12 protein-coding genes are annotated in these 12,461 nt (G+C 70.9%); 7 read left to right on the plus strand and 5 right to left on the minus strand.

Annotated features, from left to right (window positions below):
* The first annotated feature begins 70 nt into the window (after positions 1 to 70).
* Positions 71 to 1,165, plus strand: coding sequence for a dipeptidase (locus AB0M27_RS20050; protein ID WP_365723189.1), 1,095 nt, complete (start codon positions 71 to 73; stop codon positions 1,163 to 1,165).
* Between the two features lie 8 nt (positions 1,166 to 1,173).
* On the opposite strand, the gene AB0M27_RS20055 is transcribed toward AB0M27_RS20050, so the two are convergent.
* Together AB0M27_RS20055 and AB0M27_RS20060 are read right to left on the minus strand one after the other, a co-directional pair.
* Positions 1,174 to 1,566: a VOC family protein gene (locus tag AB0M27_RS20055; protein ID WP_365723190.1), complete on the minus strand. Its 393-nt coding sequence runs from the start codon at positions 1,564 to 1,566 to the stop codon at positions 1,174 to 1,176.
* 20 nt (positions 1,567 to 1,586) lie between these two features.
* Positions 1,587 to 1,961, minus strand: coding sequence for a VOC family protein (locus AB0M27_RS20060; RefSeq protein WP_365723191.1), 375 nt, complete (start codon positions 1,959 to 1,961; stop codon positions 1,587 to 1,589).
* Positions 1,962 to 2,056: 95 nt separating this feature from the next.
* On the opposite strand from AB0M27_RS20060, the gene AB0M27_RS20065 reads away from it, so the two are divergent.
* The gene (locus AB0M27_RS20065; RefSeq protein ID WP_365723192.1) at positions 2,057 to 2,563 is read left to right on the plus strand and encodes a CGNR zinc finger domain-containing protein; all 507 of its coding nucleotides are present in this window, start codon (positions 2,057 to 2,059) and stop codon (positions 2,561 to 2,563) included.
* A 139-nt stretch (positions 2,564 to 2,702) separates the two neighbouring features.
* Here AB0M27_RS20065 and AB0M27_RS20070 read toward each other — a convergent pair whose 3' ends face one another.
* Entirely contained in the window at positions 2,703 to 4,046 is a 1,344-nt protein-coding gene (locus AB0M27_RS20070) for a UDP-glucose/GDP-mannose dehydrogenase family protein (RefSeq protein ID WP_365723193.1), read from the minus strand.
* A 182-nt stretch (positions 4,047 to 4,228) separates the two neighbouring features.
* On the opposite strand from AB0M27_RS20070, the gene AB0M27_RS20075 reads away from it, so the two are divergent.
* Together AB0M27_RS20075 and AB0M27_RS20080 are read left to right on the plus strand one after the other, a co-directional pair.
* Positions 4,229 to 5,386, plus strand: a complete 1,158-nt coding sequence (locus AB0M27_RS20075) for an acyl-CoA dehydrogenase family protein (RefSeq protein ID WP_365723194.1) — start codon at positions 4,229 to 4,231, stop codon at positions 5,384 to 5,386.
* A gap of 162 nt (positions 5,387 to 5,548) precedes the next feature.
* Positions 5,549 to 5,911 (plus strand): four-helix bundle copper-binding protein, encoded by a 363-nt coding sequence (locus tag AB0M27_RS20080; protein ID WP_365723195.1) that lies wholly within the window; start codon positions 5,549 to 5,551, stop codon positions 5,909 to 5,911.
* Positions 5,912 to 5,998: 87 nt separating this feature from the next.
* On the opposite strand, the gene AB0M27_RS20085 is transcribed toward AB0M27_RS20080, so the two are convergent.
* Positions 5,999 to 7,321 carry an LCP family protein gene (locus AB0M27_RS20085; protein WP_365723196.1) on the minus strand — a complete coding sequence of 441 codons (1,323 nt, stop codon included), beginning with the start codon at positions 7,319 to 7,321 and terminating at the stop codon, positions 5,999 to 6,001.
* Between the two features lie 119 nt (positions 7,322 to 7,440).
* On the opposite strand from AB0M27_RS20085, the gene AB0M27_RS20090 reads away from it, so the two are divergent.
* Entirely contained in the window at positions 7,441 to 8,001 is a 561-nt protein-coding gene (locus AB0M27_RS20090) for an acyl-CoA thioesterase (RefSeq protein WP_365723197.1), read from the plus strand.
* Positions 8,002 to 8,090: 89 nt separating this feature from the next.
* Positions 8,091 to 9,770, plus strand: a complete 1,680-nt coding sequence (locus tag AB0M27_RS20095) for an LCP family protein (protein WP_365723198.1) — start codon at positions 8,091 to 8,093, stop codon at positions 9,768 to 9,770.
* A 1-nt stretch (position 9,771) separates the two neighbouring features.
* Here AB0M27_RS20095 and AB0M27_RS20100 read toward each other — a convergent pair whose 3' ends face one another.
* The gene (locus AB0M27_RS20100; RefSeq protein WP_365723199.1) at positions 9,772 to 11,148 is read right to left on the minus strand and encodes an LCP family protein; all 1,377 of its coding nucleotides are present in this window, start codon (positions 11,146 to 11,148) and stop codon (positions 9,772 to 9,774) included.
* A gap of 252 nt (positions 11,149 to 11,400) precedes the next feature.
* Here AB0M27_RS20100 and AB0M27_RS20105 point away from each other — a divergent pair, with 252 nt between their 5' ends.
* Complete coding sequence (locus AB0M27_RS20105) at positions 11,401 to 12,429, plus strand: glycosyltransferase family 2 protein (protein WP_365723200.1); 1,029 nt, start codon at positions 11,401 to 11,403, stop codon at positions 12,427 to 12,429.
* The last annotated feature ends 32 nt before the right edge of the window (positions 12,430 to 12,461 follow it).

Below are 12,461 nucleotides of genomic sequence, written 5' to 3' on the forward strand. Positions count from 1 at the left end.
GACCGTGGCGATACGCCCAGCCCGACGCAGCTCTCGACCGCGTAGGCCACGACGACGTACGGAGCCCGCCATGGCCGACCTCCAGGACGACGCCCCCTCCTCGACCGAGGTCGGCGAGGACGACGGCCTGCCGGACGACCCTTTTCTCTCGGAGCCCGCGTCCCTGCAGCGGGCCCACGCCCTGCTGGTCGCCCACCCGGTCGCCGACGGCTACAGCGGACTGCCGTGGGCCCTGCGCCATCTGTCCTGGTACGACCTGGAGCTGGGCGAGGCGGCCATCGACACCGACGTGCCCCGGATGCGGGAGGGGCATGTGGGCGCGCTGTTCTGGTCCCTGCACCTGCCCGAGGGCCCCGGCGGCGACCGTGCCACCTCCGCGACCCTGGAACAGCTGGACCAGGCGCGCTCGGTGATCGAGGCCCATCCGGAGGGACTGCGTCTGGTGGGCACCGCCGGGCAGATCATCGACGCCCGCAACTGCGGCCGGGTCGCGGTGGTGCTGGGCCCCGCCCATGCCGCCGCGCTCGACGACTCCCTCGGCATCCTGCGCGTCCTGCACGCCCTCGGCCTGCGCGTGCTCACGCTCGCGGGCACCGCCTGGGCGGGGGAGACGGGGCTGACCCGGTTCGGGGAGGAGGTGGTGCGCGAGATGAACCGGCTCGGTGTGGTCGCCGATGTCTCCGGCGCCTCCCGAGCCACCGGCGAACGTGTCCTCGCGCTGTCCAAGATCCCGGTGCTGTGCACCCGCTCCGCCGCCAGGGCCCTGCGCCCGCACCCGGCCAACCTGCCCGACGAACGGCTCGCGGCGCTGGGCGCGGCGAAGGGCTTGTGCATGGTGCCGCTGACCGCGGAGCAGACCGGGCCGACGGTCCATGACGTCGCCGACCACCTCGACCACGTCCGGGACGTGGCCGGCCCGGAGTGCGTGGGCCTGTCCGGCACCTACGACTCCGGCGCCGCCCACCCCCGCGACCTGGCCGACGCCTCCCGCTACCCCCACCTGATCGCCGAACTGCTCCGGCGCGGCTGGTCGGAGACCGAGCTGGCCCTGCTGACCTGGGGAAACGTCCAACGGGTGCTGCGCAGCGCGGACTTCACGGCCCGGGCCGCGCAGCACCGCCGGGAGGCGTCCAACGCGAAGATCGGGGAGCTGGACAGCTCCTGATCAGGGCGTCACGGGTGCTCGATCCGGCACAGGCAGAACGGATGCCCGGCCGGGTCGGCGTACACCTGGAAGTCCTTCTTCTCCCGGTCCTCCAGATCCAGCGGCCGGGCGCCCAGCGCCAGCACCCGCTCGTGGGCCGTGTCGATCTCGGCCCAGGTCCGGCCCGCGTCGAAGTCGAGGTGGAACTGCTGGCCGTCGCGGTCCGCGCGCGGCCACTCCGGCGGGGTGTGTCCCTCGGCCCGCTGGAAGGCCAGCCGCGGTCCGTCCGGCACCCGCAGGACGACCCAGTCGTCGTCCTCGGCCTCGGGGGTGCCCCCGGCGACCGCCGCGTAGAAGGCGGCCAGCGTGTGCGGATCGGGGCAGTCGAGCACGACGGAGCGGAAACGGGCCACGGACGCCATGGTGTCCTCCTTCGGACGGCTCAGCAGGCGCACAGGCAGAACGGGTGCCCAGCGGGGTCGGCGTACACACGGAAGGTCCGCTCGCGGTCCTCCGCGTCCAGCGGCCTGGCGCCCAGCTCCAGCACGCCCTTCTCCGCCGCGTCCAGGTCCTCCACCACCAGGTCCAGATGGAACTGCTGCGAGGCGTCCGGCGCGGGCCACTTCGGCGGCACGTACCCGGGCGCCTGCTGGAAGGCCAGCGCCGTCCCGCCGGGCACCTTCAGGTCGACCCACCCGTCGTCCTCGGGGTCTCCCTGCACCTCCACCGTGCCGCCCAGCACCTCGGCGTAGAAGCCGGCCAGCGCACGGGGGTCGGGACAGTCCAGGACCACGACGCCGAGCTTGGCGAGAGCCATGACTACCTCCTTGTGTCACGGACAGAGTTACCCATAGAGCTGGGTAACCGGTAACGGTTACTGCATGCTCCCGCATTGGAGGTAACGTCGCAACCATGAATGAGAGATCGGCCGCCCCCGGAGCGCTGGCGCTGGTCGAGTCCCTGGTCAACACGCTGGACATCGAGACCGGCGCCGACACGCTGGACACCGAGGAGGGCCGGGGGCGCTTCGGGATCACCGAGGACGGCCTGGAGGAGGCGCGGGAGCTGCGGGAGTCGCTGCGGGCCGTGCTGCTCGCGCACGCCGGGCACGCGCCGCACCGCGCGGTCGCCCCGCTCGGCCGGCTGCTGGCCCACGCCCCCCTGTACGTCGCCGTCGACGACCGCGACGGCTCCGCGGCCCTCACCCCCGCCCCGGACGCCCCGCTGCTCTCCCGGGTCGCCGCCGCCGTCGCCGAGGGCCTGACGCGGGGGACCTGGATGCGGCTGAAGGCCTGCGAGGCCCCCGACTGCCACTGGGCGTACTACGACCGCAGCCCGGCCGGACGCGGCCGCTGGTGCTCCATGCAGGTGTGCGGGGCGCGGGCGAAGATGCGCCGGTACCGGGCCAAGGAGGGGTAAGACACAGGGAGTTCACCGGCCACGTATGTGTCCGGTGGTGCAGAATGCGGAAAGACGCCGGTTCGGCCGACTGAGCCTCGGCCGAACCGGCGTCACCCGTACGTCCTCGGGCCGGGGCGAACCATCGCCCCGTATGTCCTCAGGCCGTCGGGCGGCCCATCGCGCGGTACGTCCAGCCCGCCCGGCGCCACAGCTCCGGGTCGAGCGCGTTGCGGCCGTCCAGGATCAGCCGGGCCGCCGCGGCCTCGCCGAGCGCCGCCGGGTCCAGCTCGCGGAACTCCCGCCACTCGGTGAGGTGCAGGACGGCGTCGGCGCCCCGCACGGCCTCCAGCGCGGAGCCGGCATAGCCCAGGGTGGGGAAGACCTTGCGGGCGTTCTCCATGCCCTTCGGGTCGTACACGGTGACCTGGCCACCCTGGAGGTGGATCTGCCCGGCCACGTTCAGCGCGGGCGAGTCACGCACGTCGTCCGAGTCGGGCTTGAACGTGGCGCCGAGCACCGCGACCCGCTTGCCGAGGAAGGAGCCGTCGCCGAGCGCCTCCCGGGTCATCTCCACCATCTGCCCGCGCCGGCGCATGTTGATGGAGTCGATCTCGCGCAGGAAGGTCAGCGCCTGGTCCGCGCCCAGCTCGCCCGCCCGCGCCATGAACGCCCGGATGTCCTTCGGCAGACAGCCGCCGCCGAAGCCGATCCCGGCGCGCAGGAACTTCTTCCCGATCCGGTCGTCGTGCCCGATGGCCTCCGCCAGCTTCGCCACGTCACCGCCCGCGGCCTCGCACACCTCCGCCATCGCGTTGATGAAGGAGATCTTCGTGGCGAGGAAGGAGTTCGCGGCCGTCTTCACCAACTCGGCCGTCGGGAAGTCGGTCACCACGAACGGCGTGCCCTCACCGATCGGCGTCGCGTACACCTCGCGCAGCAGCTTCTCGGCGCGCTCGCTGCGCACGCCCACCACGATCCGGTCCGGGTGCAGGGTGTCCTGGACGGCGAAGCCCTCGCGCAGGAACTCCGGGTTCCAGGCCAGCTCGGCGTCGCCGCCCGCCGGGGCGTGCTCGGCGAGATAGCCGGCCAGCCGCTCGGCCGAGCCCACCGGCACGGTCGACTTGCCGACGACCAGGGCCGGGCCGCGCAGATGTGGGGCGAGAGAGGAGATCGCGGAGTCGACGAACGACATGTCGGCCGCGTACTCCCCATGCCGCTGCGGGGTGTTCACGCAGACGAAGTGGACGTCGCCGAAGGCGCCGACCTCGGCCCAGTCGGTGGTGAAGCGCAGCCGCCCGGTGGAGCCCTCGAAACCGGCCACGTGCCGGCGCAGCAGCTCCTCCAGCCCCGGCTCGTACATGGGGGTCTCGCCGCGCTCCAGCATGGCGATCTTCTCGGGTACGACGTCGAGTCCCAGCACCTCGTAGCCGAGCTCGGCCATAGCCGCGGCGTGTGTGGCGCCGAGGTAGCCGGTACCGATCACGGTGATCTTCAGGCTCATGGATGTGCTCCAGCTCGGGTACGTCGGTGATGCGGTCCCTGAGCATAGTCGGGGGCCCTCCCCGGGCAATTTCCCTGCTGTCGTGTAGCTCACGTAGGCGTGTTGCGGGCCGCACTCTAAAATTTGAGTTACTTAACGGTAATTAGCGTCAGTATCACTGCGTCTTTGGAGCGTGAGAGACCGTGGCCGGATCGGCTGACTTCGACCTGTACCGCCCGTCCGAGGAGCACGACATGCTCCGGGACGCCGTCCGCTCCCTGGTCGAGGCGAAGATCGCGCCGTACGCCGCAGCGGTGGACGAGGAGGCCCGCTTCCCGCAGGAGGCCCTCGACGCCCTCGTCGCGGGCGACCTGCACGCGGTGCACGTGCCCGAGGAGTACGGCGGCGCGGGCGCCGACGCGCTCGCCACCGTGATCGTGATCGAGGAGGTCGCCCGGGCCTGCGTCTCCTCCTCCCTCATCCCCGCGGTGAACAAGCTCGGCTCCCTCCCGGTGATCCTCTCCGGCGGCGAGGAGCTGAAGAAGAAGTACCTGACCCCGCTCGCCAAGGGCGACGCGATGTTCTCGTACTGCCTGTCCGAGCCGGAGGCGGGCTCGGACGCGGCCGGCATGAAGACCAAAGCCGTCCGCGACGGCGACCACTGGGTCCTCAACGGCGTGAAGCGCTGGATCACCAACGCGGGCGTGAGCGAGTACTACACGGTGATGGCGGTCACGGACCCGACCAAGCGCTCCAAGGGCATCTCCGCCTTCGTCGTCGAGAAGTCGGACGAGGGCGTCTCCTTCGGCGCCCCGGAGAAGAAGCTGGGCATCAAGGGCTCCCCGACCCGCGAGGTCTACTTCGACAACGTCCGCATCCCCGCCGACCGCATGATCGGCGAGGAGGGCACCGGCTTCATGACGGCCATGAAGACCCTGGACCACACCCGCATCACCATCGCCGCCCAGGCGCTCGGTGTGGCGCAGGGCGCCTTCGACTACGCCAAGGGCTACGTCCAGGAGCGCAAGCAGTTCGGCAAGGCGATCGCCGACTTCCAGGGCATCCAGTTCATGCTCGCCGACATGTCCATGAAAATCTCGGCGGCCCGCGCCCTCACCTACCAGGCCGCCGCCGCCTCCGAGCGCGGCGACGCCGACCTGACCTACCTGGGCGCCGCCGCCAAGTGCTTCGCCTCGGACGTGGCGATGGAGGTCACCACGGACGCCGTCCAGCTCCTCGGCGGCTACGGCTACACCCGCGACTACCCGGTGGAGCGCATGATGCGCGACGCCAAGATCACCCAGATATACGAGGGCACGAACCAAGTTCAGCGGATCGTCATGGCCCGCAACCTGCCGTAACGGCGAGAGCCTTCGGGACTCTTCGGAAAGGCGTCCTCCGGGGCGCCTTTCTGCTGCTCCGCCGCACCTTACGACCGGTCGGTCACATGCGGGCCGGGCCCGGTCGGCGTAGGACGGAAGCACACGGGGTCCGCCCCGGCCCCCCGCCTCCGAGGAGGAGCCATGACCCAGTCCCAGATGATGCCGGCGCTCACCCAGCAGATGCAGGACTGCATCGAGGCCTGCATGAACTGCCACAGCATGTGCGAGGAGACCATGAGCTCCTGCATGCAGAAGGGCGGTCAGCAGCAGATGCAGGTCATGCGCGCCCTGATGGACTGCTCCGAGATGACCCGCATGTGCGCCGACATGATGATGCGCCGCTCGCCCATGTCCGCCGAGATGTGCACGCTCTGCGCCAAGGTGTGCGAGATGTGCGCCGAGGCGTGTATGTCCATGCCCGACGACAAGCAGATGATGCGCTGCGCGGAGGCGTGTCGCCGCTGTTCGGAGACCTGCCGCGCGATGGCGGGCGCCGGCATGTGAGCCCCGCACGGCCGAACCGGGCCGGAAAAGGGTCGAGGGCACCCCCGCTGGTGCCCTCGACCCTTTTCCGGCGGTCGTCCGCTTCGGCTAGTTGCCGGAGACGGTGACCTTCTGGTCGTTGTTCAGCTCGTTCACCAGCGTCTTGACCTTCGCCTTGTCCCAGACGAGGTTGCCGCCGACGGAGCCCGAGACCGGCATGTTCATCGACGTGCCGTCACCGCCCTGGACGCCCTTCATCGCCCAGAACATCGAGCCCAGGTCCCACAGGGACATGTCCTTGTCGACGATCAGCGAGTCCAGGCCCGCGCCCATCACGGGGTAGAACTTGAAGGGGTTGAGGATCGTGGACGGGGTGGCCACCTGGTGGGCCAGCGCCGACAGGAACTTCTGCTGGTTCTTGGTGCGCTGCAGGTCGGAGGCCGCGAACGCGTGCCGGGTACGGACGAAGGCGAGGGCCTGCGCGCCGTTCAGGGTCTGCTTGCCGGCCTTGAAGTCGGCGCCCGAGTACTTGTCCTTGAAGCCCTTGTCGATGTCGATGGTGACACCGCCGACCGCGTCCACGATGCTGGCGAAGCCCTGGAAGCCGATCTCCACGTAGTGGTCGATGTGCAGACCGGTGTTGTACTCGATCGTGCGGACCAGCAGCGTCGGGCCGTCGTAGGCGTACGCCGCGTTCAGCTTGTTCTGGCCCATGGCGGGGCGGATCTTGCCGGACGTGGAGCCCCGGAACGAGGGGATCGTGACGTTCGAGTCGCGCGGCAGCGAGATCAGCGTGTCGCCGTTGTCGCCGACGTGCAGGATCATCATCGAGTCCGTGCGCTTGCCCTGGGCGGAGCCGGTGTGCAGCTTCTTCTCGTCCGCCTTGGACATGCCCTCGCGGCTGTCCGAGCCGACGATCAGGTAGTTGGTGCCGGCGCCCGACGCCGGCCGGTCGATGACCTTGGACAGGTCGACCTCGCGGCGCAGCTTGGAGTCGGCCCAGAAGTAGGTCGCGACGGATGTGACGACCAGCACGGTCGCCAGTGTGATCGCGGTCCACTTGAGCCGGCGCCGCCAGTTCGGGCGCGGCCGGTAGTGCTGGAGTTCCGGGTCCGGGTCGTTGTCGTTGGGGACGAAGCCGCCGCCGCGCCGCCCGCCGCCGTACACCTGCCCGGTGTTGTAGCCGCTGTCGTAGCCGGCGCCGTCGTCGTATCCCTGGCCGTCGACGTACGACGGCTGCTGCGGAATTCCGGCCCCGTACGGCGGTGCCGCCGGGCCGGGGTCGCCGTAGGAGCGCTGCCCGGGCGGTACCGCCGGGCCGCGCCGCACCTGCCGCATCACGCGGGCGGCCTCCGGCTGCGAGCCGGCACTGCCGCGTCCGTAGCGCGCGCCGCGGTTGTCGTCGGACCATCCCTCGGGCCAGTCATTCATGCGCCCCAGTGTGCAGGGCACCGCTGTGTGGCTTACAAGGGCTGTCGGAAAATAACAGCGGTGCTGTTGCGAAGCCGACACAAATTCCACGATTGTCGCTTCGGCATAAGGTGGACCGCATGACAGACCAGGCCACGGACGTGGAACCGGACATCGAACCGGACATTCCAGGCAAGCCGACGTCCGCCTCGCGTACCACCCTCAGCCACATCATGACCCACAACGACACCAACCTGCTGGGGACGGTGCACGGCGGGGTGATCATGAAGCTGGTCGACGACGCGGCGGGCGCTGTCGCGGGCCGGCACTCCGGCGGTCCCGCCGTCACCGCGTCCATGGACGAGATGGCCTTCCTGGAGCCGGTCCGCGTCGGTGACCTGGTCCATGTGAAGGCGCAGGTGAACTGGACCGGGCGGACCTCCATGGAGGTCGGTGTCCGGGTCCTCGCCGAGCGCTGGAACGAGTCGACCCCGCCCACCCAGGTCGGCTCCGCCTACCTGGTCTTCGCGGCCGTCGACGCCGACGGCAAGCCGCGCCGGGTGCCGCCGGTGGTCACGGAGACCGACCGCGACCGCCGCCGCTACCAGGAGGCCCAGATCCGCCGCACCCACCGCCTGGCGCGCCGCCGGGAGATCCGCGAGCTGCGGGAGAGGCGGGCGGCCGAAGGCTTCGAGGACTAGCAACTCCCCCTCCTTCCAAGGGGGTTGTACGGGAGTGGGAAACGTCACGGCCGTCCCCCGTCGATGATCTGTGCGGATACTGTGATGGCGTGGACACATCAGGCCCGGATCACGGCGACGACATCGACCCCGCGGACCAGTGGGTGCGCAACCCGCACACCGGCGAGTACGAACTGCGGCCGGCCCCGTCAGCCGGGGAGCCGGCCGTGCCGGGGCCCAGGTCCGCACCGGACGCCGCGGAAGAGCGCCGGGTGCCCGGTCCGCGCCGCGCCGCGGGCCGCGGCGGTGGCCGTGCCCAGCGCAAGGCCGGGAAGAGGTCCACGGGCAGGAAGTCCACCGGAAAAAGGATTCTCCTGTGGACCGGCGGCACCCTCGCCTTCGTCGTGGTGGCCGGTGCCGTTGCCGGTTATGTCTACCTCAAGCACCTCGACGGCAACATCACCACCACCGACACCGCAGGCGCCACCAGCGATTCCTTCAGCAAGGACAAGGCGTTCAACATCCTGGTGATCGGCACCGACAAACGGCAGGGCAAGGGCGACTCCGGCTACGGCGACGCCAACAGCGTCGGGCACGCGGACACCAACATCCTGCTGCACGTCTCCCAGGACCGGACGAACGCGACCGCGCTCAGCATCCCCCGGGACCTGATCACCGACGTACCGGACTGCCCGACCAGACAGCCGGACGGCTCGCTCAAGACCGTGCCCGGCGCCCGGGGCGTCCGCTTCAACACCAGCCTCGGCCAACTGGGCCGCGACCCCGGCTGCACGGTCCGTACCGTGGAGCGGCTCGCCGGGGGCATGAAGATCGACCACTTCATGATGGCCGACTTCAACGCCGTGAAGACGCTGACGACGGCCGTCGACGGCGTCGACGTGTGTCTGGCGCACCCCGTGAAGGACGAGAAGTCGCATCTGGACCTGCCCGCCGGGCCGGCGAAGATCGAGGGCGAGCAGGCGCTGGCCTTCGTCCGCACCCGCTACAGCTGGGGCAACCACGGCGACCTCGACCGCATCAAGGTCCAGCAGCAGTTCCTCGGGGCCCTGTTCCGCAAGATGAAGTCCGACGCCACGCTCACCAGCCCGGGCAGGCTGCTGGACCTGGCGGAGACGGCGACCAAGGCGCTCACGGTGGACAAGGGCATCGGGCACATCACCACGCTCAAGGACGTGACCCTGGAGCTGAAGAAGGTGCCGCCGAAGAACATCACCTTCATCACCCTGCCGGTCCGGGACAACCCCGCCGACGGCCCGATCCCCAAGACCGTCATCGTGCAGGAGGAGCCCGCCCGGCAGGTCTTCTCCATGATCGAGAACGACACCTCCTTCACCGAGGTGAAGAGGAAGCAGAAGGCGCAGGAGGCCGCCCGGCTCGAGGGTCCGCGCTCGGCGCCCGGCGACGTCCGGGTCGTCCTCTACAACGCCGGCGCCCCCACCGGCTCCGCCCAGACGACCCTGGCCTGGCTGCAGACCGAGAAGGGCGTGACCAAGTCCGGCCAGCGCGGCAATACCGGCACGCACCAGCCGAAGACCACGCTGGAGTACGCCCCCGCCCAGGCCGGTCAGGCGCGCGAGCTGGCCGACCTCATGGGGCTGCCGGCCTCCGCGCTGAAACCGGGCAGGAGCGAGACCGGCGGCCAGGGACTCCCGGCGATCGTGCTGCGGCTCGGCGCCGACTTCCGGGGCGCGGGCATCCCCCTGACCGGCCCGGCCAAGCCGCCGGCCGTCCCGACACACACGGCCGACCAGGTGAAGTGCGCCTCGTGAGCTAGCGGCCCGAGCACACGACCTCGTTGCCGCGGACGGGGGCCTGCTGGGGCTGGGCCGGGTCCTCGAAGTGGACCTTGTGCACGTCCTTGAAGTCCGCCCCGGCGACCACCTTCAGCAGCGGGCCCTGGCCCGGTACGGCGCGCAGCCCGGCCCCCGGCAGGGCGGCCGCCAGGGCACGTGCCGAGCGGTTCCAGCGGGGGTCGTAGGAGATGACGGTGCGCGGCACGTGTCCGGCGGCCGTCACCGGCAGGTGCGTCGTGGCGAACCCGGTTCCCGCGAGCGCCGCGTCGACGCGTTTGGCGAGGCCGGCGGCGGCGGTGCCGTTCTCCACCTGGACCCGGATCTGCCGGGGATCCACGTCGACGGGCGCCGGAGGCTGCACACGAACCTGTGCGCGCTGCGGCTGGTCCACGGTGAGCGGCTTGTCGTCGCGCAGGGCCGTGAAGAGCTGGTCCGCCTTGGTCTGGTCCCACTTCAGGGTCGAGCCGATGCCCTTGACGGCGTAGTTGATCTGCCCGATGGGCACGGTGGTGAACTCGGAGGAGGAGGGGGAGAAGTTCCGCATGGCCCGGCCGAGGTCGAGCAGCTCGTCGGTGCCGAAGCCCTCGTCGGCGCGGACCGACCCGAGCACCGCGCGGGTCACGTCCCGGAACCGCATCGGGTTCAGCAGCACCCCGGAGGAGGTGGCCCGCTGGATCAGCGCGGCCAGGAACCGCTGCTGCCGCTTCATCCGGCCGAGGTCGCTGGCCCCGTCCACGTGCCGGGCCCGCACGTACTGCAGGGCCTGCCCGCCGTTGAGCAGGTGCGTGCCGGGGGTGAGGTCGAGGCCGGCGAAGGAGTCCTTCAGCGGGGTCGTCGTGCAGACGTTCACCCCGCCGAGGACGTCCACGGTCTTCATGAAGCTGGTGAAGTCGACCTCCAGATAGTGGTCGATCTTCACATGGGTCATGTTCTCGACCGTGCGGATGGTCAGCTGGGGGCCGCCCTCGGCGTAGGCCGCGTTGAGCTTGATCGGGTGCGGCGGGTGCTCCTTCCCGGAGTCGGTGTGCGCGGGTACCTCGGCGTAGGAGTCGCGCGGCAGGCTCACCACGGTGGCCCGCTCCCGGTTCTCCGAGACGTGCACGATCATCATCGTGTCCGTGCAGTGGCAGGGCGCCCCGCCCAGCCGGTACCTCCGCCGCTCCTGCTCGCTGATCTTGTCGCGGCCGTCGGTGCCGACCAGCAGGATGTTCGTGCCGTGGCCCGCGCGTGGCCGGTTCCGCATGTCCTTGAAGGCGTCGACCCGCGCGATCCCCGCGTCCAGGCTGCTGATCACCGCGTGCCCGATCCCGGCGGAGGCGAGCACGACGACGGACAGCGTGCTCACCGCGCGCATGGCCCACCGGGGTCGCCGGGGCGGCCGTACGGACCGCACGGGCCGCTCGGGCGGGCGCGGCACGCGACGGGGCGGCTGCGGTCGGCGCTGCGGTCGCGCGGGGGACCTGGGCGGGCTGGCCAAAGGGGAGCACCTCCGGACGAGGCCGTACGTGGGATCCGTGAGCACCGTAGGCCGATACGATCTCCGCCCCGGCTCTACGTCCCGGCGGCGCGCACCGGTGTCCCCTGTTCGCGGTAACGTGAGCCCCCTATGAACGCCAAGCCCGACGTGCGACACCCCGCCGTTTCTGTGATCATGCCCGTCCTCAACGAGGAGCGGCATCTGCGCGGGGCCGTCCAAGCGATCCTCGCGCAGGAGTACGCCGGCGAGATGGAGGTCGTGATCGCCCTCGGTCCGTCCACGGACCGCACGGACGAGATCGCCGCCGAGCTGGTCGCCGAAGACCCGCGCGTGCACACCGTCCCCAATCCGACCGGCCGTACCCCCGCCGCGCTGAACGCGGCGATCAAGGCCTCCCGGCATCCGATCGTGGTCCGCGTCGACGGCCACGGCATGCTCTCGCCGAACTACATAGCCACCGCCGTCCGGCTCCTGGAGGAGACCGGCGCGATGAACGTCGGCGGCATCATGCACGCCGAGGGCGAGAACGACTGGGAGCACGCGGTCGCCGCCGCGATGACCTCGAAGATCGGGGTCGGCAACGCCGCCTTCCACACGGGCGGCGAGGCCGGGCCCGCCGAGACGGTCTACCTCGGGGTGTTCCGCCGCGAGGCGCTGGAGCAGCAGGGCGGCTACAACGAGGAGTTCATCCGCGCCCAGGACTGGGAGCTGAACTTCCGGATCAGGGAGGCGGGCGGGCTCATCTGGTTCTCGCCGGAGCTCAAGGTCTCGTACCGCCCCCGGCCCTCCGTCCGGGCCCTCGCCAAGCAGTACAAGGACTACGGCCGCTGGCGGCACGTCGTGGCCCGCTACCACTCCGGCTCCATCAATCTGCGCTACCTCGCCCCGCCGACGGCCCTCTGCGCGATTGCGGCCGGAATCGTCGTCGGCGCGGTGCTCACCCCGTGGGCCCTCGTCGTCCCCGGCGGCTATGTGGTGGCGATCGTCGCGGGCTCTGTCCCGGCGGGCAAGGGGCTGCCGTTGAAGGCCCGGCTGCAGATCCCGGTGGCCCTGGCCGCCATGCACATGTCGTGGGGCTGGGGCTTCCTGGCCAGCCCGAAGTCGCTGGCGCGCAAGGTCATCGCGTCGCGGAGACCGGCGGTCCTCGCCTCGCACTGAACTACGGCGCTCCCGCCACGACGTCCGGCAGG

Origin of the sequence: Streptomyces sp. NPDC052107, assembly GCF_040680215.1 — a bacterium.
Classification (GTDB): domain Bacteria; phylum Actinomycetota; class Actinomycetes; order Streptomycetales; family Streptomycetaceae; genus Streptomyces.